Source organism: Kribbella sp. NBC_01505, assembly GCF_045040285.1.
Classification (GTDB): domain Bacteria; phylum Actinomycetota; class Actinomycetes; order Propionibacteriales; family Kribbellaceae; genus Kribbella.
Map to the genome: position 1 here is coordinate 5,031,845 of NZ_CP109425.1, position 18,008 is coordinate 5,049,852.

15 protein-coding genes are annotated in these 18,008 nt (G+C 67.3%); 9 read left to right on the forward strand and 6 right to left on the reverse strand.

The features are described 5' to 3' along the window. The first annotated feature begins 34 nt into the window (after positions 1-34). Together pcrA and OG474_RS23890 are read left to right on the forward strand one after the other, a co-directional pair. The gene (gene pcrA / locus OG474_RS23885; protein ID WP_405055771.1) at positions 35-2,362 is read left to right on the forward strand and encodes a DNA helicase PcrA; all 2,328 of its coding nucleotides are present in this window, start codon (positions 35-37) and stop codon (positions 2,360-2,362) included. An 87-nt stretch (positions 2,363-2,449) separates the two neighbouring features. Continuing rightward, the gene (locus OG474_RS23890; RefSeq protein ID WP_405055772.1) at positions 2,450-3,013 is read left to right on the forward strand and encodes a hypothetical protein; all 564 of its coding nucleotides are present in this window, start codon (positions 2,450-2,452) and stop codon (positions 3,011-3,013) included. A gap of 34 nt (positions 3,014-3,047) precedes the next feature. Here the strand turns inward: OG474_RS23890 and OG474_RS23895 are convergent, their stop codons facing one another. Beyond that, positions 3,048-4,040 carry an alpha/beta hydrolase family protein gene (locus OG474_RS23895; RefSeq protein ID WP_405055773.1) on the reverse strand — a complete coding sequence of 331 codons (993 nt, stop codon included), beginning with the start codon at positions 4,038-4,040 and terminating at the stop codon, positions 3,048-3,050. Between the two features lie 29 nt (positions 4,041-4,069). Between OG474_RS23895 and OG474_RS23900 the strand changes: the two genes are divergently transcribed. Then, complete coding sequence (locus tag OG474_RS23900; RefSeq protein WP_405055774.1) at positions 4,070-4,849, forward strand: hypothetical protein; 780 nt, start codon at positions 4,070-4,072, stop codon at positions 4,847-4,849. A 1,228-nt stretch (positions 4,850-6,077) separates the two neighbouring features. On the opposite strand, the gene OG474_RS23905 is transcribed toward OG474_RS23900, so the two are convergent. The 3 genes from OG474_RS23905 to OG474_RS23915 all read right to left on the reverse strand — a co-directional run bounded on the left by OG474_RS23905 (position 6,078) and on the right by OG474_RS23915 (position 9,382). After that, on the reverse strand, positions 6,078-7,361 hold the full coding sequence (locus OG474_RS23905) for a lanthionine synthetase LanC family protein (protein ID WP_405055775.1): 1,284 nt from the start codon (positions 7,359-7,361) through the stop codon (positions 6,078-6,080). A gap of 68 nt (positions 7,362-7,429) precedes the next feature. Further along, positions 7,430-8,311, reverse strand: a complete 882-nt coding sequence (locus OG474_RS23910; RefSeq protein WP_405055776.1) for a M23 family metallopeptidase — start codon at positions 8,309-8,311, stop codon at positions 7,430-7,432. Between the two features lie 219 nt (positions 8,312-8,530). Beyond that, positions 8,531-9,382, reverse strand: a complete 852-nt coding sequence (locus OG474_RS23915) for an esterase/lipase family protein (RefSeq protein ID WP_405055777.1) — start codon at positions 9,380-9,382, stop codon at positions 8,531-8,533. A 166-nt stretch (positions 9,383-9,548) separates the two neighbouring features. On the opposite strand from OG474_RS23915, the gene OG474_RS23920 reads away from it, so the two are divergent. The 4 genes from OG474_RS23920 (at position 9,549) to OG474_RS23935 (ending at position 13,442) form a co-directional block, all read left to right on the forward strand. Further along, positions 9,549-9,968 carry a cobalamin B12-binding domain-containing protein gene (locus tag OG474_RS23920; RefSeq protein WP_132409647.1) on the forward strand — a complete coding sequence of 140 codons (420 nt, stop codon included), beginning with the start codon at positions 9,549-9,551 and terminating at the stop codon, positions 9,966-9,968. 199 nt (positions 9,969-10,167) lie between these two features. Then, entirely contained in the window at positions 10,168-11,490 is a 1,323-nt protein-coding gene (locus OG474_RS23925) for an ABC transporter substrate-binding protein (protein ID WP_405055778.1), read from the forward strand. A gap of 93 nt (positions 11,491-11,583) precedes the next feature. Then, positions 11,584-12,567, forward strand: coding sequence for a carbohydrate ABC transporter permease (locus tag OG474_RS23930; protein WP_405055779.1), 984 nt, complete (start codon positions 11,584-11,586; stop codon positions 12,565-12,567). Continuing rightward, entirely contained in the window at positions 12,564-13,442 is an 879-nt protein-coding gene (locus OG474_RS23935; protein WP_405055780.1) for a carbohydrate ABC transporter permease, read from the forward strand. The genes OG474_RS23930 and OG474_RS23935 overlap by 4 nt, the downstream gene beginning before the upstream one ends. Before the next feature lie 58 nt (positions 13,443-13,500). On the opposite strand, the gene OG474_RS23940 is transcribed toward OG474_RS23935, so the two are convergent. Beyond that, complete coding sequence (locus tag OG474_RS23940) at positions 13,501-13,977, reverse strand: hypothetical protein (protein WP_405055781.1); 477 nt, start codon at positions 13,975-13,977, stop codon at positions 13,501-13,503. Between the two features lie 96 nt (positions 13,978-14,073). Then, positions 14,074-15,708 carry a glycoside hydrolase family 13 protein gene (locus OG474_RS23945; RefSeq protein WP_405055782.1) on the reverse strand — a complete coding sequence of 545 codons (1,635 nt, stop codon included), beginning with the start codon at positions 15,706-15,708 and terminating at the stop codon, positions 14,074-14,076. Between the two features lie 196 nt (positions 15,709-15,904). Here OG474_RS23945 and sucC point away from each other — a divergent pair, with 196 nt between their 5' ends. Together sucC and sucD are read left to right on the forward strand one after the other, a co-directional pair. Continuing rightward, complete coding sequence (gene sucC, locus OG474_RS23950) at positions 15,905-17,080, forward strand: ADP-forming succinate--CoA ligase subunit beta (RefSeq protein WP_405055783.1); 1,176 nt, start codon at positions 15,905-15,907, stop codon at positions 17,078-17,080. 12 nt (positions 17,081-17,092) lie between these two features. Continuing rightward, positions 17,093-17,983, forward strand: coding sequence for a succinate--CoA ligase subunit alpha (gene sucD, locus OG474_RS23955; RefSeq protein WP_405055784.1), 891 nt, complete (start codon positions 17,093-17,095; stop codon positions 17,981-17,983). The last annotated feature ends 25 nt before the right edge of the window (positions 17,984-18,008 follow it).

An 18,008-nucleotide genomic window follows, 5' to 3' on the forward strand; every position in this document is an offset into this window, starting at 1 on the left:
TAACTGTCGGCGGGTGCGCCTATGGTGTTCGGTGATGACTACGCTCTTCTCGCCTGACGAACTGCCGGTGCCGCTCGAGGAGCCGAAGAAGCACCGGGCCGATCCTGACGCGCTGCTGGACGGGCTCAACCCGCAGCAGCGGGCTGCTGTCGTGCACGCGGGTAAACCGCTGCTCGTGGTGGCCGGTGCGGGGTCGGGCAAGACCCGCGTGCTGACCCGGCGGATCGCGTATCTGCTGGGCGCCCGGGACGCGCATCCCGGCTCGATCCTCGCGATCACGTTCACCAACAAGGCCGCGGCCGAGATGCGGGAGCGGGTCGTCGACCTGGTCGGTCCGCGGGCGAAGCTGATGTGGGTGTCGACGTTCCACTCGTCGTGTGTGCGGATCCTGCGCCGGGACATCAAGAAGTTCGGGATCAACCCGACGTTCTCGATCTACGACGCCACCGACTCCCGCCGGCTGATGACGCTGGTCTGCCGCGAGCTCGACCTGGACGTCAAGCGGTACAACCCGCGCGCGGTGCTGAACTGGATCAGCACCCAGAAGAACGAGCTGGTCGATCACGAGACGGCGGCGGCGAAGACCGAGAACCATCTCGAGGAGACGTACGCCGAGTGCTACCGGGTCTACCAGGAGCGGCTTGCCCAGGCGAACGCGCTGGACTTCGACGACCTGCTGATGACCACGGTCAACCTGCTGCAGGCCTTCCCGGAGGTCCGTGAGTACTACCGGCGCCGCTTCCGTCACGTGATGGTCGACGAGTACCAGGACACCAACCACGCGCAGTACACGCTGATCCGCGAGCTGTGCGGTGAGGACGCGCCGGGCGCGAGCCAGCCGACCGTACCGCCGGCCGAGCTGATGGTCGTGGGCGACTCCGACCAGTCGATCTATGCGTTCCGTGGAGCGACGATCCGCAACATCCTCGCCTTCGAGGAGGACTTCGCCGGCGCCGAGACGATTCTGCTCGAGCAGAACTACCGCTCCACCCAGACCATCCTGACCGCGGCGAACGCGGTGATCAGCCGCAACGAGGGCCGGATGGCGAAGAACCTCTGGTCCGACCAGGGGCAGGGCGAGCAGATCGCGGTCTACGTCGCGGACAACGAGCACGACGAGGCCCAGTTCGTCGCGGACGAGATCGACCGGCTCGCGGACGCGGACAAGGTCAAGCCGTCGGACGTGGCGGTCTTCTACCGGACCAACGCCCAGTCGCGCGTCTTCGAAGAGGTCTTCATCCGGACCGGCCATCCGTACAAGGTGGTCGGTGGCGTCCGGTTCTACGAGCGCAAGGAGGTCCGCGACGCGCTTGCGTACCTGCGCGTGCTGGTGAATCCGGCCGACACCGTCTCGCTGCGCCGGATCATGAACGAGCCGAAGCGCGGGATCGGCGAGCGGGCCGAGGCCGCGATCGAGGCGCTCGCCCAGCGGGACCGGATCTCGTTCGCGGAGGCGATGCGCCGGGCCCAGGACGCTCCGGCGATGGCATCGCGCTCGGCGAACGCCGTCCAGGGATTTGTGGACATCCTCGACGACCTGACCGCGATGGTCGACTCAGGGGCGCCGCCGGACGACATCCTGGACAGCGCGCTGCACCGCTCGGGGTACTACGAGACGTTGCAGAAGTCGCCGGATCCGCAGGACGAGACCCGGCTGGAGAACCTGGACGAGTTCATCTCGGTGGCCCGGGAGTTCGTCGAGGAGCGGACCGCGGCCGGTGAGCCGGCCGATCTGCAGGCGTTCCTGGAGCGGGTCGCGCTGGTTGCCGACGCCGACCAGATCCCGGACGCGGCCGACGACGGCGGCGTGGTCACGCTGATGACGCTGCACACCGCGAAGGGGCTGGAGTTCCCGGTCGTGTTCCTGACCGGGATGGAGGACGGCGTCTTCCCGCACTCGCGATCGCTGACCGACCTGAAGGAGCTCGAGGAGGAGCGCCGGCTCGCGTATGTCGGCATCACCCGGGCCCGGCAGCGGCTGGCGATCTCGCGGGCCGCGGTGCGGTCGGCGTTCGGCGCCCCGCAGCACAACCCGCCGTCCCGCTTCCTCGAGGAGATCCCGTCCGAGCTGCTCGACTGGCGCCGGGACGAGTCCGCGATCACCCGCTGGTCCGGCTCCGGTACGTCGTCCGGTGGCAGCGGCGGCGGCATCCCGAGCCGCTACGAAACGTCGCGACGGAGCTCCACCGACAAGCCCGTCATCAACCTCAATCCGGGCGACCGGGTGGTCCACGACAGCTTCGGAATGGGCACCGTCGTGGTCGTCCGCGGCGAGGGCCAGCAGGCCCAGGCCGACATCGATTTCGGCTCCGAAGGGGTAAAACGCCTGCTCCTGCGCTATGCCCCGGTAGAAAAGATCTGAGACAAGAAGTTCCACAATCAGCTTGTATCTGGGCCGGAGATTGAGACAATCGAGAATCTTCGGCCCACCTCCGGAAGCGCCCACCTGATGCCCAAGCCCGTTGCAGCGAGTAACCGCCGGATCATCCTGGCGGGGGCCAACCCTGGGCTGCGGCTGTTCGACGAGGCCGGCAAGGTGACGGCGTACGCGTCGATCTGGATGGTGGACTGGTCGATCCGCGGTGCCGGGACGGCCGTCGTGCTGTGGTTCGACGGGATCGTCCGGGTGGTCTCGGAGGACGTCGACCTGGCCGCCTGGCTCGAGCGCTACTTCGTCCGGTCGTTCCTCGAGGTGCAGGGCCTGCCGTGGCACGAGCCCGCGATCGAGCGCGACCTGGTCCAGGTCTCGATGAACCTCGCCGACGGCCTGAGCGCCAAGGCCGCCGACATCCAGATCGAGATGGGCGGCGTCCTCGACCGCCGCCTCTTCGCCACCGACAACTTCCAGCTCGCGGACGGCAACCACAGCCTCAGCCTGGTGATTGCGCCCGTCCGCTCCGCCACCGTCTCCATCGGCGGCGCGTCCGTCCCTGGGTTCGTCCAGGTCGACGGCTCTCCGCAGAAGCCCGGCTCCTCAGCCTTCCTCACCACCGCCGAAGTCTGGCGTCGCTGACCTTCAGCCGACACGGCTATCGGGTTTGTCGGGTTCATCGGGTTTGGAGGAAGGCTCGGTGGTTGTCCAGGACGCCTGCGGCGAAGAGGGCGCGCGGCCAGAGGATTGCGGTGACAAGGCCGAGCGGTTCTGAGTCTTCGACTGCTGGCTTCGCCATCGAGTGGGTGGCATCGAACCGTTTGACGGTGACGTTGGTGCCGAGCAAACGCTGGTACGTCGTGGCGGTTTCGGCGATGTCGACGTTGCGGTCCTGCTCGCCGAGGAGCAGCAGCACGGGCACGTGCTTCGCGGCCAGTGCGGTGAGGTCGTTGGTCGCGTCGGCGGTGTGATTGCGTTTCACGAACTCCCAGCGGTCTGAGGTCATTGGCTCGGGGTCGATGGTTTTGGCGCGGTATGCGGTGTAGTCCGTGTCCTGGGTGAGCAGTGCGCGGGTCTGGTCGCTGACCTCGATGGCGCGGGCGCGTTCGTCTGGGTCGGCCTCCTCGTGGTCGAGCTTGGCGAGCAGGTTGAAGCGGCCCTGGCGCAGCCAGTTGATGGCCGGGCTGACCGCCACGATCCCGTCGATGTCGTCACGAGCGACAGCCACCGCCGGAAGCACCCAACCTGCCTGGCTGACACCCCACAACACGACCTTCTCGGCACCGGTCTCCGTCCGGGCCCAATCGATCACTGTGGAGACCTCGGTCGCACGGTCAGCCATGCTCTGTCGCAACCAGTTGCCGCTGGAGCCACCGATTCCTGCCTTGCTCCAGGAGACGGTCGCGTAGCCGGCATCGGCCGCCGCCTCGAACCACGGCAGGTAGAGCCCGTCATGCGTCGCATCCACCGGCCCGTCCCCGTGCACGATCACCACCAGACCACGCGGCTCACTGTCCGGCGGAAGCGTCAGCACGCCCTCCAGCAGGCCTCCCGCCACTGGGATCGCCACGGACTGCTTGCGGTAGCGGTAGTCGTTGCCGACCAGGGCCACTCCCACAAGCACCAGCACGACCGCGACGAGCGCTAGGAGATATCTCAATCTGTGCACGTTCGTAGTGTATTTGATAGATTCAAGTCATGATCTCTCCGCGGACCGTCATCGACGCGTTCCTCCCGAGCAACGGAGGTGTCGCGTTGGAGCTGGTCTACGACACGGCCAACGCGGCCGGGGTTGCCGACCAGCCCCTGCGGCTCGCACTGCGCCGCCTGATAGCGGCAGGCGAGGTCGTCCAATCCGGCCGCGGACGATCCGGTACGGCGTCTGTCACCGAGACCGGACGTCTACGCCTCGACCGGGACCGGCTGGCCGTCCGCTTGGCCCTGGCCCAAGACCAAGGCCTAGCCCCGTGGGACGGTCACTGGCATCTGCTCGCTGTCAGTGCACCCGAGTCCGACCGCGCGGTTCGCGACGCACTCCGCCGTACCCTCACCGAGGCTGGTGCCGCGCTTGTCTCCACCAGCCTCTACGTCAGCCCGCACGACCTCAGCGACCTGATCGACGACTCCGGTCACCTGGTCCGGGCGACTGCCACGGAGCTCGACGTACGAGGCGTGACCGATCCCCAGGCCATCGCTGAGCTGCTCTGGCCGAAAGCCCCGATCCTCAAGGTCTACGCCACCCTCCGCAAAACCATCGACCACCTTGACTCCACCAGCGACCCGCTTGTCCAGCAACTCCGCCTGGCCGAAGCCCTCGAACAAGCCCTCCGCCCCGACCCCCTCATCCCACCCGAGCTCCGCCCCACCCCATGGCCCCCCGCCGATACCCGGCTCCACTGGCAGAAAACCTGGACCACCCTCACCAGCCAACTCCCCACAGAACCCCTCTACCAAGGCTGGCTCCCCCCACTCCGCTAGGTCCCGATCGCCTCCCCGACCGCCCCGATCGGCGGCTCCACCGAGGCACTGGGCACTTCGGCTGGCCAGGAACCCCGCCTTCCCGAAGGTGCTCGTCCCGTCCGGTCGCTGGGATGCGGCCGGCGGGGCAGGCGGTGGCTGGTCGTCGCTGCGGCCGGTTTGGCTGAAGCGGTGTGGCTTGGGTGGGTTTCGGTTGGGCGGGATGGTTCGGTCGGTGACCACGGTTCCTCGTTGCCTTTGGCTGACGGGCTGTGGTTCCGCCGACGATCAGGAGGCTTTGGTAGGTGACCCGCCCCGGTGCGTTATCCGGTGGATTCTGGTCATGGGGAGGCTGTTGCAGAATCGGCGTGGCGTTGGTGACTGCAATCCGGTGGCTGGTCGGGGTTGGTGCGGGTTCACGGATGATTGCTGCCGGTATTTGGCAGTAGGTCTCCGTGGACCTGTGGCTGGGCGGGGTTTGTGCGTGTTTGCGGGGAGCTGCTGTCGCTGGGTGGCAGCAGATCCCCGCAGAGGTGGTTGGTGTGCCCCCGATTCGCGCCGCACCGGACAGGCCGGACACGTAGCCGGTGGCTGGTCGCCGCGGCGGCCGATTTACTGAAGCGCTAGGCGGGCGTCGCCTGTGGCTGAGGGGGATGGCGAGGCCGGCGACCACCGTTGCGGTTGCCTGAGCTTCCGGGCTTCGGTTGCGGTCCCGGAAAAACGAGGGGATCTCCCCGCAAGTTGCTGGTTCTCCCCTCAATATTTGAGCAGAGAAGGGCCCATTTGAACGGATAGCCAGTGAAATTTCACACGCTGGCAGCCGACCCGAACCGCAGTGGACAACCACGGCGGCGAATCACCTGACAGGCCTCCTGATCGGCGGCGGAAGCCACAGCCCGCCAGCCACAGGGCAACCCCAACCGCGGTCACCGACCGCACCATCCCCCTCAGCCGAAGACCGCACCAGCCACCCGCATCAGTAAAACCGGCCGCAGCGGCGACCAGCCACCGCGCACATCGCCGGCCGAATCCGAGCGGTCGGATGGGACGAGCACATTCGGGGAGGCGGAGTTCCTGGCCGGCCAAAGTCCTCAGCCACCGCGACCGATCACCTGCGGCGATATCGCAACAGGCACAGGACACCCACAATCCACCGAATAGCGCGGTATCGCCTGCCTGGTTTCGTTAGCCGGTGGATTTTCGTCGCGGGGCACCCACAATCCACCGGATAGTGCGATAGTCCGCGCGATCAGGGGGTGGGGTGGGGGAGGGACCACCAGGTGTCCATTCGGGGGACTGTGGTGGGGGCTTCTAGGCGGTAGAGGACGGTGGCGATGCCGGCGGCGCCTTGCATCCAGCCGATGCCTGGGGGGAGGAGGGGGTCTTCGTTGGTGTGTTCCAGGAAGCGCCAGTACGGCGATGTGCCGGCGCGGGTGACGAGGGTGTCGGCGAGGTGGGTGGCGAAGGCGAGGTCGGCGGGGTTGGTGGTGCGGTGGTAGGCGGTGAGGAAGGCGTCGGCTGCGCCGGCGGTGCCGCAGCAGCGGCCGTCGTTGTCCCAGAAGCCGGGGTGGAGGCGGTTGGGGATGCCGGAGTTGCGGACGGCGTCGAGGAGGCGCTCGCGCCAGGTAGCTGGGGAGACGCCGGCGATCGCGTCGATACCGGCGTACTCGAGGGCGTCGAAGAGTAGGGCGGTGCCTGCGGGGCCGTGGCACCAGTTGTAGGTGTACTCGTCGCCGTGGCGTTCGGCCCAGGGGATGACGCGGGGGAGACGGAAGCCTTGGGCGTCGATGATGCCGAGGGTGACCAGGTGTTCGGCGCCGAGGCGACCGGCTTCGAGCAGGTCGGGGCGGTCGAGCTCGGCTCCGGCGAGGGTCAGTACGGCGGCGATGCCGGCCAGGCCGTGTGAGAAGTTGGGCATCTGGAGTGGCGGCGGCTTGCGCAGGTAGCGGCGTGGGATGAACAGCCAGTTCAGGCCGGCCGGTGTCTCCTCCTTCTCGGCGAGGAGGAGGTCAATCGCGCGGTCCGCGAGAGGGCGAGCCGGGATGCCGTGGCGGAGAGCCCACAGTGCGCCGAGCAGTACGCCGCCGGTGCCGAGGGTGAGGTCGTTGCAGACCGCGCCCGGTTCGTAGGTTTCCGGATCGTCGAGGAAGCTCTCCTGCCAGCCGGTCGGGGTGGCGATCTCGAGCGCGCGGTCGACCGCGGCCTCGGCGCCGGGTTCACCGAGTGCGGTGAGGACGCCGATCGCGCTGACCAGGCCGTCGAAGAAGGAGATCGAGGAGTCGGTGGGGATCGAGGTCCGGACCCGCTCGGCGATGCCGGCGGCGAGTTCACGCTCGGCGGTCGTCCAGGGGCGGGTGAGTTTGATCTCGGCGAGGGCGTAAGCCAGCCCGCCGACCCCACTGTGGCTGCCCTGGATGAACTCGGTCGGCTTCTCGGCGCCGACGTGCTCCGGAATCCAGGGGCCGTCGTCGTCCCACTGCACCTGGTCGAGTACCCAGGTCCAGGCTGCCTCGGCGAGCTCGCCGTACTTCATGGGTTGGCTCCGGCAGCTGGGCGCATGCCGGGGATCCTAGTACCGCGGTGCGTTCAGCCTCAGCCCAATTACGGGTTCAGGCCGCAGTGGCTGCGGAGCCACGGCATCGGGTCGATCGGGTCGCCGCCGTCGGGACGCACTTCGAAGTGCAGGTGCGGGCCGGTGACGTTACCGGTCGAACCGACCGCGCCGACCTGGTCGCCGGCCATCACGGTCTCGCCGACCGAAACGCTGAACTTCGACATGTGGTTGTACCAGGTGACGGTGCCGTCGGCGTGCCGGACCTGGACCTGACGGCCGTAGGGGCCGGCCCAGTCGGCGAAGATCACCACGCCGCGCATCACGGCGCGGATCTGGGTGCCGGTCGGGGCGGCGAAGTCGGTGCCGGTGTGCTGGCGGGCCCAGCGGCTGCCACCCTGACCGAAGGTCGCGGTGATGTGGTAGCCGGAAATCATCATCTCGCAGCGGTTCGCGGACTCACGCTGCTTCTTCTCCTCGGCCGCCTTGGCCTGGGCGAGCGCGGTGGCGCGCTTGGCGGTGAGGCTGTTCGTGGCGCTCAGCTTCGCGGCGCGGGCCTTGGCCAGCGCGGCCGCGGCGGTCTGCTTCTTGTTCGTGTCCTGGCTGGCCAGGGCGACCCGGGAGGAGTCGCGCGTGGCGAGCTGACGTGCCTGGATGCGGGCAGTGGTGATGCCGGACAGGCTGCCGTTGTCGAGGCTGGCCGCGGCAAGGTTCACCGCTGTGTTGGCCTGCGTGGGGGACGACAGGGCGCTGTGGCTGAAGCCTACGGCTCCGGCCGCCGCAGCGAGAGCCGCGGTCAATCCGACGATCTGGGTACTGCTCGGGGTGTTACGCCTGGCAACACGATGTTTGGCGCTGTGACGACTTGCGCCGGTCTTGCGCGCATCGTTGCCGGGCGTGACGCGGTTGCCCGCGGCACGGTGCTGGGACACAACGTGGCCTTCCGGTCACAGGGGAGGGGTTGGGGTGGTACTTGGCTCTGCAACCTTTGTCTCCACCAGGCGTTTATTCCCGGTGAGGACTTGAGCACGATAACGGAAGAGTCACGAGCCGACAAACCCTGCCACCCCTTTTTCGGCGCTACCTTCACGAAACTTTTGCATGAGCGGCTGCACGTGCATCAGCCGTTTGAGCGCCGATTGACTGCCTGATCAGGCAGTTTGCGGTTGATCGTCCAGATGCGCTAGGACTCCGGTGATCTCGTGAACTGTTTCTCCGTGGAACGGCAGCGACAGATGACCGACACCGCGGACCCGGATGTTGCGCGCGGTCAGGTCGGGATGCTGGAGCCGGGCACGCCGCTGCGGCACGATCAGCTGGTCGACGTCGCTGTAGAAGGCCACGAACCGAGTCGGTACGCCGGGGGCCGGCTCCGCGAGCTCTTCCATCAGATCGCTCTCCGGCCGGAGCTGCTTCACGAGCGGCCACGGCAGCAGGCGGGCCGCGACCGTCCCCTGGTGCGGCGTCCCCAGTGTCACGCAGGTGTGCACGCGCTCGTGACCGCCGAGCTTCTGGATGTAGTACCGAGCGATCAGCCCGCCGAGGCTGTGCCCGACGACATGGATCTGGTCCGACCCCGACGACTCGCAGATCGCCTCGATCTCGGCACCCATCCGCTCCGCAGTACGGCGTACGTCCAGCGTCAGCGGTGAGTACGAGAAGGTGTGGATGCTGCTGAATCCGCGCCGTGCGAGCTGTCGACGCATCAGCGCGAAGATCGTGTGGTTGTCGATGATCCCGTGCGCCAGCAGGATCGGCGTACCGGCGGCGCGGACGTCGTTGACCAGCAGACTGCGCTGGGCCGGGGTCAGGCCGGTCAGGGACAGCCGCTGGGCGCTCGAACCGGAGCCGCCGAGCAGGCCGAGCGGATACATCGCCAGGTGCGTGGTCATCCAGCCGATCTCGACGGCCGCGCCCTGCAGTACCCGCGGGGTGATCGCCGAGCGCGCGCCGTACCGGAGTCCGTCCAGCGCGCCTCGCACTTCGTCCTGCCAAGAAGTCATCTGCGGCTCCTCACAGCAAACCAGACCCCCCGGTGGTCCGATCTCTTTCCACGGTAACCGGTTCCCCGCAACCGTGTCGGGGAACACACGGTTCCGTGTCTCATCCGTGAGATAGCCTGCGAATCTGGACGCAACGCAGCGCTCCAGTACTGAAAGGCGCCCCAGCATGCCCTCCACCTCGACCCTGCGTGTCGTCGTCGCCAAGCCCGGCCTGGACGGTCACGACCGTGGCGCGAAGGTCGTCGCCCGCGCGCTGCGGGACGCCGGGATGGAGGTCATCTACACCGGGCTGCACCAGACGCCGGAGCAGATCGTCGAGACCGCGATCGCCGAGGACGCCGACGCGATCGGTCTGTCGGTGCTCTCCGGGGCGCACATGACCCTGTTCAAGCGGGTCCGCGAGCTACTCACCGAGCGCGAGGCCGACGACATCGTGGTCTTCGGCGGCGGCATCATCCCGGACGCCGACCTGCAGCCGCTGGCCGAGCTCGGCGTGCACAAGATCTTCACTCCCGGCGCGACCACCACCGAGATCGTCGAGTGGGTCCGCGGCCACGTGGGCGACGCCTCCGCCTCACCGGCTTAACTTCCCCCGGGTTACTGTTCAGTAATACCGAATCGTTAAGAAACACCTGGTTGTGCACTCTCCCGAATCGCGGTCGCATACAGCCATGCGGTACATCCGGAACGGTTACTGTCCGGATGGGCGGCGTGACAGTGCGGTGGGGGCCTGTCGGTCGCCTGCGCAGGGACGATGAATTCCCATCGGGAGAGGGCAGGTAACGATGAGGTTTGAACGATCACATACCCGCAAGGCGGTCGCTCTGGCCGTGGTGAGCAGCCTGGTGTTGTTCACGGCGGCGTGTGGCGGCGGAGACGACGGCACCAGCGGGAACAAGAGTTCGGCCGGGGGCGCGCTCGAGGGCCGCGGACCGATCAAGTTCGCCACCGGCAAGGACACGTCCGGAAACCTCGGGAACCAGGTCAAGGCGTGGAACGCGCAGCACCCGGACGAGCAGGTCACGGTCACCGAACTGCCCGAGTCGGCCGACCAGCAGCGCGCGCAGATGATCTCGAACGCCCAGATCAAGTCGACCGAGTTCAGCGTGCTGAACCTGGACGTCGTCTGGACCGCCGAGTTCGCGGCGAACCGCTGGATCACCCAGCTGCCCGAGGCCCAGTTCCCGGACCTGGGCAAGCTGCTGCCGTCGACGGTTGCGACCGGCAAGTACCGCGACAAGCTGTACGCCGTACCGGTGACGTCCGACGGTGGTTTGCTCTACTACCGCAAGGACCTGCTGGACAAGGCCGGTGTCGAGGTGCCGAAGACCTGGCCGGAGATGGTCGCCGCCTGCGCGAAGGTGAAGGCGCTGCCGGAGGGCAAGGCCATCAACTGCTACGCGGGCCAGTTCGAGAAGTACGAAGGCCTGACGGTGAACTTCTCCGAGGCCGTCAACGGTGCCGGTGGAGTCGTCGTCGGTGACGACGGCAAGCCGAACGTGGACACCCCGGAGGCGCTGGCCGGTCTGACCGCGCTGGTCGAGGGCTTCAAGACGGGCTTCATTCCGAAGGCCGCCATCACCTACCAGGAGGAGCCGAGCCGGCGCGCGTTCCAGGAAGGCAACCTGCTCTTCCTGCGCAACTGGCCGTACGTGTACGCGCTGGCGAACAAGACCGACGGTTCGTCGAAGATCGCCGGCAAGTTCGGCGTCGCGCCGCTGACCGGTCTGAGCGGTCCGGGCACCTCGACGCTCGGCGGTCACAACTACGCGATCTCCGAGTTCACCCCGAACAAGGCGACCGCGGCCGACTTCATCAAGTTCATGTCGAGCGAAGAGCGCCAGAAGGCGAACGTCGAGAAGACCTCGCAGGCGCCGACCTGGGCCTCCCTGTACGACGACCCGGCGCTCAACAAGCAGTTCCCGTACCTGGCCCCGCTGAAGGCCTCGATCAGCTCCGCGAAGTCGCGGCCCCAGGTGGTCAAGTACGGCGATGTGACGACCGCGATCCAGGTCGCGGCGTACGACGCGCTGAAGCCGAACGGCACACCGCCGAAGCAGGCTCTGACGGACCTGCAGACCAAGTTGAGCTCACTCATCACGCAGTGATCCGAACGCGAGGCCGGTGCGCAGTGAAGGCTGCGTACCGGCCTCGTGTTGTCACCGCCCACGGATGTGGGCGGAGAGAGAAGGAGGCATGAGGTGAGTGAATCCGCCTCGGTCGTCGGACCGCCGCCGGGCAAGAAGGTCCGGCGTACGTCGTTCAACGAGGGCACCGGCAAACTGGCCGCACTGTTGCTGTCACCGACCCTGATCGTGCTGCTGCTGGTCATCGGCTACCCGATCATCTCCGCGCTGCGGGAGTCGCTGTACACCAGCGGCGGGATCGGCGACGACGGCTTCGTCATCGAGGGCTCGCAGTTCGTGGGCCTCGACAACTTCGCCGCGATCTTCACCGGAGCGACCGGCGACCGGTTCTGGAACGCGTTCTACAACACCACGTTCTTCACCGTCACCTGTGTGGTTCTCGAGACACTGCTCGGCGTCCTGATGGCCATGGTGATGCACAAGGCGTTCAAGGGCCGGGCGATCGTCCGGGCGAGCATCCTGATCCCGTGGGCGATCCCGACCGTGGTGTCCGCCTTGCTGTGGAAGTGGATCTTCCAGGCCGACGGCATCGCGAACACCGTCCTCGGCACCCAGATCCTGTGGTCCACCGAGGGCTGGCAGTCGGTGCTGTCGGTGATCATCGCGGACACCTGGAAGACGGCGCCGTTCATCGGGCTGCTGGTGCTGGCCGGCCTGCAGACGATTCCGGACGAGGTCTACGAGGCCGCGAAGGTCGACGGGGCGAGTCCCTGGAAGACCTTCACCCGGATCACGCTGCCGTTGGTGAAGCCGGCACTGCTGGTGGCAGTGCTGTTCCGCATCCTCGACACGCTCCGCATCTTCGACCTGCCGTACGTACTGGTCGGGCCGAACAAGGAGTCGGTGGAGACGCTGTCGATCCTGGCGTTCCTCGAGGCGAACCAGACGCGGTACGGGCCGGCGGCGGCGTACGCGACGCTGCTGTTCATCTACATCGTGGTGGTCGCCTACGTGTTCGTGAAGCTGCTCGGCGCCGACGTGATCGGTGAGGCCCGCGTGAACAAGCCGAAGAAGTCCCGCGGGAAGGGTGGTGCGTGATGGCGGTCGCTGAGAAGGCTCCGAAGATCATCGACGTCAAAGCGGCCGAGGCGCCCTGGTACCGGCGGTGGCTGCCACTGATCGGCGTCGGGCTGATCGTCCTGTACTGCCTGGTGCCGTTCTACTGGATGGTCGTGTCGGCGCTGCGCCGGCCGAGTGACCAGTTCGACAACTCGATCATCCCGAAGCGGTGGTCGGTCGACAACTTCACCGATGTGTTCCAGCCCGGCACGGGCTTCGGCCGGGCGCTGCTGAACAGCCTGATCGTGGCCGGCACCGTGACGATCCTGACGCTGGTCGTCGGCATGGTCGCGGCCTACACGCTGGCCCGGCTCGACTTCAAGTTCAAGAACCTCGTGCTGGCGATCATCATCACCACCTCGATGTTCCCCGGGATCTCGCTGGTGATCCCGCTGAAGAAGCTGTTCAGCGACATCGAGTGGATCAACACCTACCAGGCGATGATCGTGCCCAGCCTGTCGTTCGCCCTGCCACTGGCCGTGTGGAACCTGACGGCGTTCTTCCGTCAGATGCCGCGCGAACTGGAGCAGGCGGCGATGGTCGACGGCTGTACGCCGGCCCAGGCGTTCCGCAAGGTGATCATCCCGCTGGCCGCGCCCGGCGTGTTCACGACCGCGATCATCACCTTCATCGCGGCCTGGAACGAGTTCCTGATCGCGGTCAGCATGGTGAACCGCAAGGACATCTCGACCGCGAACGTCCTGATCGCCGGCTTCACCGGTACGTCGGGGCGCGACCAACCGTTCGGCAGTCAGATGGCGGCCGGTGTGGTCGTCACCATTCCGCTGGTGATCGCCGTACTGATCTTCCAGCGCCGCATCGTCGCCGGCCTGACCGCAGGCGGCGTCAAGTAGTTCTCGCCGCACCGAAGGCCGGAACCCTGCTGGGGTTCCGGCCTTCCGCGGTTCCAGCTCAGCAGTTGACCGTGGTCCATCCGCGCCACGCGTAGCCGTCGCCGTAGTTGCAGTAGATGAGACCTGTGGTGCCGAGCACTCGCAGCGTCAGGTTCCTCACGCGGCCGTTGGCTGCGTAGGAGACCTTCCAGGTGTGGATGCCGTCCCCGCTCGGATCGTTCTTGGCGACGCCGTTGCCGAGTTGGCTGAACGTACTACCTTCGGAGGCTCGCATGACCTTGTGAGCGTTCCCGACCGTCACGTATTCGTGCGCTCCGTTGGCCCATTTGATGTCCGCGAATCCGCGGTAGTTGTTACAGGGCACCGTCGTCCAGAACCTGGAGGTGCCGTCGGAGTAGAAGGGCGCGGGGCAGTTCGTGTGGTACCACTGCGGATTCTCCGCGGCGGCCGCGAAGGTCGCCCCGGCCACGAGGCCGCCGGCTACGGTTCCGGTCGCGAGCAACGCGGCGAAGGGCTTGCGGAATCGAGCAGTCATCAGGGTTCCTCTCGGTAAGCGTCGGTTTGGAGAGGTGACTCCTGGCAGGGGTAGGCCGGTTGCAGTTCTCTACGACGGCCGGCGTGGTGACTTGGCTTAGACGGTCAGCCAGGCGGTTGTGTCCGGTGGCAACTGTCCGTCGGCCACGGCCGCGCTGGTGAGCAACAGTTCGTCGTGCGGCGGCAAGGGGGTCGGCACGGTACCGAGGTTGGTGATGCAGCGGAAGGTGCCGCGGGTGAAGGACAGGACGTCGGCGGGGGCATCCTCGTCCCAGGTGAGGCGGCCTTCGCCCAGGTCGGAGTGGTCGCGTCGGATCCGCAGTGCGGCCTTGTAGAGGGTGAGGTGGCTGTCCGGGTCATCTGTCTGCGCCGTAGCGGTCAGTGGGGCCCAGTCGGCTGGTTGGGGGAGCCATGGCTGTCCTTCACCCGGTCCGAACCCGTACGGCGGCTCTGTGCCGGACCACGGGATTGGTACGCGGCAACCGTCCCGGCCGCGGCTCGTGTGACCGGACCGCTCCCAGACTGGGTCGTCCAGTACTTCTTCGGGCAGGTCCTCGACCTCAGGTAGTCCGAGCTCGTCACCCTGGTAGATGTACGCGCCACCAGGCAGTGCGAGCTCCAGCAGCGCCGCAGCGCGCGCCCGGCGCAGGCCGAGCGCCAGATCGGTCGGTACGACGCCTGCGCCCGCCAGTGCGTCGCTCAGAGCGCGGCCGTACCGAGTGCGGTGCCGGATGGTGTCGTGGTTGCTCAGCACCCAGGTCGCAGGCGCACCGACTGCCCAGAGGCTGCCGGTCGACCGGTCGATCACCTCACGCAGGTCCTTCGCGTCCCACGCTGCCCGCAGGGCGTCGAAGTTGAACGCGGAGTGCAGCTCGTTCGACCGCACGTACTTCGCGAGCCGCTCCGGCGGCGACAGCCACGCCTCCGCCACGAACACACGCGGGCCTTGCGGCGTACCGGCGTACTCGTCGGCGATCGCCCGCCAGCGCTGGTGGATCGCATGCACGCCAGGCTGGTCGTAGAACGGGTTGCCGACGTACTTGTCCTGCGTCGGCCGACCGTCCTTCAGCGGTACGTCGGGCAGTGTCGCGTCCTTGGCCATCGAATCGGCCACGTCGATCCGGAAGCCGTCGATGCCCCGGTCGAACCAGAACCGCAGGATCGAGTCGAACTCCTCGATCACCTTCGGGTGGTCCCAGTTCCAGTCCGGCTGGGAGATGTCGAACATGTGCAAATACCACTGGCCATCGTCGATCTGTTGCCAGGCGCCACCGCCGAAGGTGGCCGGCCAGTTGGTCGGCGGGCGGCCGTCGACACCGTCGCGGAACCAGAACAGCTCCCGCTCGGGCGAGCCCTTGCCGGCCGCGAGTGCCGCCTTGAACCACGGGTGCTCCCAGGAGCAGTGGTTCGGGACCAGGTCGATCAGGATCCGCAGCCCGAGGGCGTGCGCCTCGGCGATCAGCGCGTCCGCGTCGGCCAGCGTGCCGAACTCGGGGTTGATGTCGCGGTAGTCGGAGACGTCGTACCCGCCGTCGAGCAGTGGGGACGGGTACCAGGGGCTGATCCAGATGGCGTCCACGCCGAGCTCGGCCAGGTAGGGGAGCCGGGCGCGGATCCCGTTCACGTCGCCTGTTCCGTCACCGTCCGCATCCGCGAACGACCGAGGGTAAACCTGGTAGACGACGGCACTACGCCACCAGTCGTCAGCTGGTCTGGTCGCTTGTTCTGTCATGGGAACCACCCTCGCACGTGGGTCCACAACATCTGTGACGGTCGTCTCAGCGTGTACCCCGGCTGTCGCTCCGGGTCCTGAGGTGGCTAGTCTCAGCCCGACGGAACGCGCCGGCGACCGTGCCCTCTGCACCGCAGCCTGCCGCGCCTGACTTGGACAACGCGGGACTCGAACAGGCGAGAGAGGGACCACAGTCGTGGACTTGATGGAATACCAGGCGAAGACTGTCTTCGCCAAGCACGGTGTAGGGACGACGGTGGGTGAAGTCGTCACCACGCCCGAGGAAGCCCGCGCGGCGGCCGAGAAGCTCGGTGGCGGCACGGTGGTCGTGAAGGCCCAGGTGCTGACCGGTGGCCGCGGTAAGGCCGGCGGCGTCAAGCTGGCCGCCAACCCGGACGAGGCCGAGGAGCGCGCCCGCGAGATCCTCGGGCTCGACATCAAGGGTCACGTCGTCAAGATCCTGAACATCGTCCCGGCGGCGGCGATCGCGGAGGAGTACTACTTCTCCTTCCTGATCGACCGCGCCAACCGCAACTACCTCTGCATCGCCTCCGCCGCCGGCGGCATGGAGATCGAAGAGGTCGCGCACACGAACCCCGACGCGGTCGCCAAGATCTCGATCGACCCGGCCACCGGGGTCGACCTGGCCAAGGCCACCGAGATCGCGACCGAGGCCGGCTACCCGGCCGACATCATCGACGCGGTCGCGCCGGAGATCGTCAAGCTGTACGAGGTCTTCCTGGCCGAGGACGCGACGCTGGTCGAGGTCAACCCGCTGGTCAAGCTCAAGGACGGCCGCGTCGAGGCACTCGACGGCAAGGTCTCCTTGGACGAGAACGCCGATTTCCGACACCCTGAATACGCAGCGTTCGCGGACGTTTCTGCCGCCGACCCGCTGGAGGCCGCGGCCAAGGCCAAGGGCCTCAACTACGTGAAGCTCGACGGTTCCGTCGGCATCATCGGTAACGGCGCCGGTCTGGTCATGTCGACGCTCGATGTCGTTGCCTACGCCGGTGAGGAGTTCGGTGGCGTCAAGCCGGCGAACTTCCTCGACATCGGTGGCGGCGCGTCCGCCGAGGTGATGGCGAACGGGCTGGAGATCATCATCTCCGACGCCCAGGTGAAGAGCGTGTTCGTCAACGTCTTCGGTGGCATCACCGCCTGTGACGCGGTCGCGAACGGGATCGTGCAGGCCTTCGAGCTGCTCGCCGCCCGCGGCGAGGCCGTCAGCAAGCCGCTGGTCGTCCGGCTGGACGGCAACAATGCCGAGGAGGGCCGCCGCATTCTCGACGAGGCGGGTCTCGCCGGTCTGGAGCGGGTCGACACGATGGACGGCGCCGCCAAGCGTGCCGCCGAGCTGGCTGCGAAGTAAGGGATCGCTGAAATGTCTATCTTCCTGACCAAGGACAGCAAGGTCATCGTCCAGGGCATGACCGGCTCGGAAGGCACCAAGCACACCACGCGGATGCTGGCGTCCGGCACGAACATCGTCGGTGGCGTGAACCCGCGCAAGGCGGGCACGAACGTCGACTTCGACGGTACGTCGGTCGCCGTGTTCGGCACCGTCGCGGATGCCGTCAAGGAGACCGGGGCCAACGTCTCGGTCATCTTCGTGCCGCCGAAGTTCACCAAGGACGCCGTACTGGAGGCCGTCGCGGCCGAGGTGCCGCTGGTCGTGGTGATCACCGAGGGCGTGCCGGTGCACGACACCGCCGCGTTCTTCGCCGCCGCGCAGGCCTCGGGCACCACCCGGATCATCGGCCCGAACTGCCCGGGCATCATCACCCCGGGTGAGTCCAACGCCGGCATCATCCCGGCGAGCATCGCCGGCGCCGGCCGGATCGGTCTGGTGTCCAAGTCGGGCACGCTGACCTACCAGATGATGTACGAGCTGAGCGACTTCGGCTTCTCCACCGCGATCGGCATCGGCGGCGACCCGATCGTCGGTACGACGCACATCGACGCCCTGCAGGCGTTCCAGGACGACCCGGACACCGACGCGATCGTGATGATCGGCGAGATCGGTGGTGACGCCGAAGAGCGTGCCGCCGCCTTCATCAAGGAGAACGTCACCAAGCCGGTCGTCGGCTACGTCGCCGGCTTCACCGCTCCCGAGGGCAAGACGATGGGCCACGCCGGCGCCATCGTCTCCGGCTCCTCCGGCACGGCCGCCGCGAAGCAGGAGGCCCTCGAGGCCGTCGGCGTCAAGGTCGGCAAGACCCCGACCGAGACCGCCAATCTGATGCGCGCCATCATGCAGAACCTCAGTAAGTAGTACACCGCGCAAAGCCCCGGAAGCC

What these genes read in the sequence shown, in the direction of transcription:
- OG474_RS23940 (WP_405055781.1), bottom strand. Translation starts at nt 13,977, where the DNA reads ATGACTGCTCGATTCCGCAAGCCCTTCGCCGCGTTGCTCGCGACCGGA.
- OG474_RS23945 (WP_405055782.1), bottom strand. Translation starts at nt 15,708, where the DNA reads ATGACAGAACAAGCGACCAGACCAGCTGACGACTGGTGGCGTAGTGCC.
- pcrA (WP_405055771.1), top strand. Translation starts at nt 35, where the DNA reads ATGACTACGCTCTTCTCGCCTGACGAACTGCCGGTGCCGCTCGAGGAG.
- sucD (WP_405055784.1), top strand. Translation starts at nt 17,093, where the DNA reads ATGTCTATCTTCCTGACCAAGGACAGCAAGGTCATCGTCCAGGGCATG.
- OG474_RS23890 (WP_405055772.1), top strand. Translation starts at nt 2,450, where the DNA reads ATGCCCAAGCCCGTTGCAGCGAGTAACCGCCGGATCATCCTGGCGGGG.
- OG474_RS23905 (WP_405055775.1), bottom strand. Translation starts at nt 7,361, where the DNA reads ATGAAGTACGGCGAGCTCGCCGAGGCAGCCTGGACCTGGGTACTCGAC.
- OG474_RS23925 (WP_405055778.1), top strand. Translation starts at nt 10,168, where the DNA reads ATGAGGTTTGAACGATCACATACCCGCAAGGCGGTCGCTCTGGCCGTG.
- OG474_RS23915 (WP_405055777.1), bottom strand. Translation starts at nt 9,382, where the DNA reads ATGACTTCTTGGCAGGACGAAGTGCGAGGCGCGCTGGACGGACTCCGG.
- OG474_RS23920 (WP_132409647.1), top strand. Translation starts at nt 9,549, where the DNA reads ATGCCCTCCACCTCGACCCTGCGTGTCGTCGTCGCCAAGCCCGGCCTG.
- OG474_RS23900 (WP_405055774.1), top strand. Translation starts at nt 4,070, where the DNA reads ATGATCTCTCCGCGGACCGTCATCGACGCGTTCCTCCCGAGCAACGGA.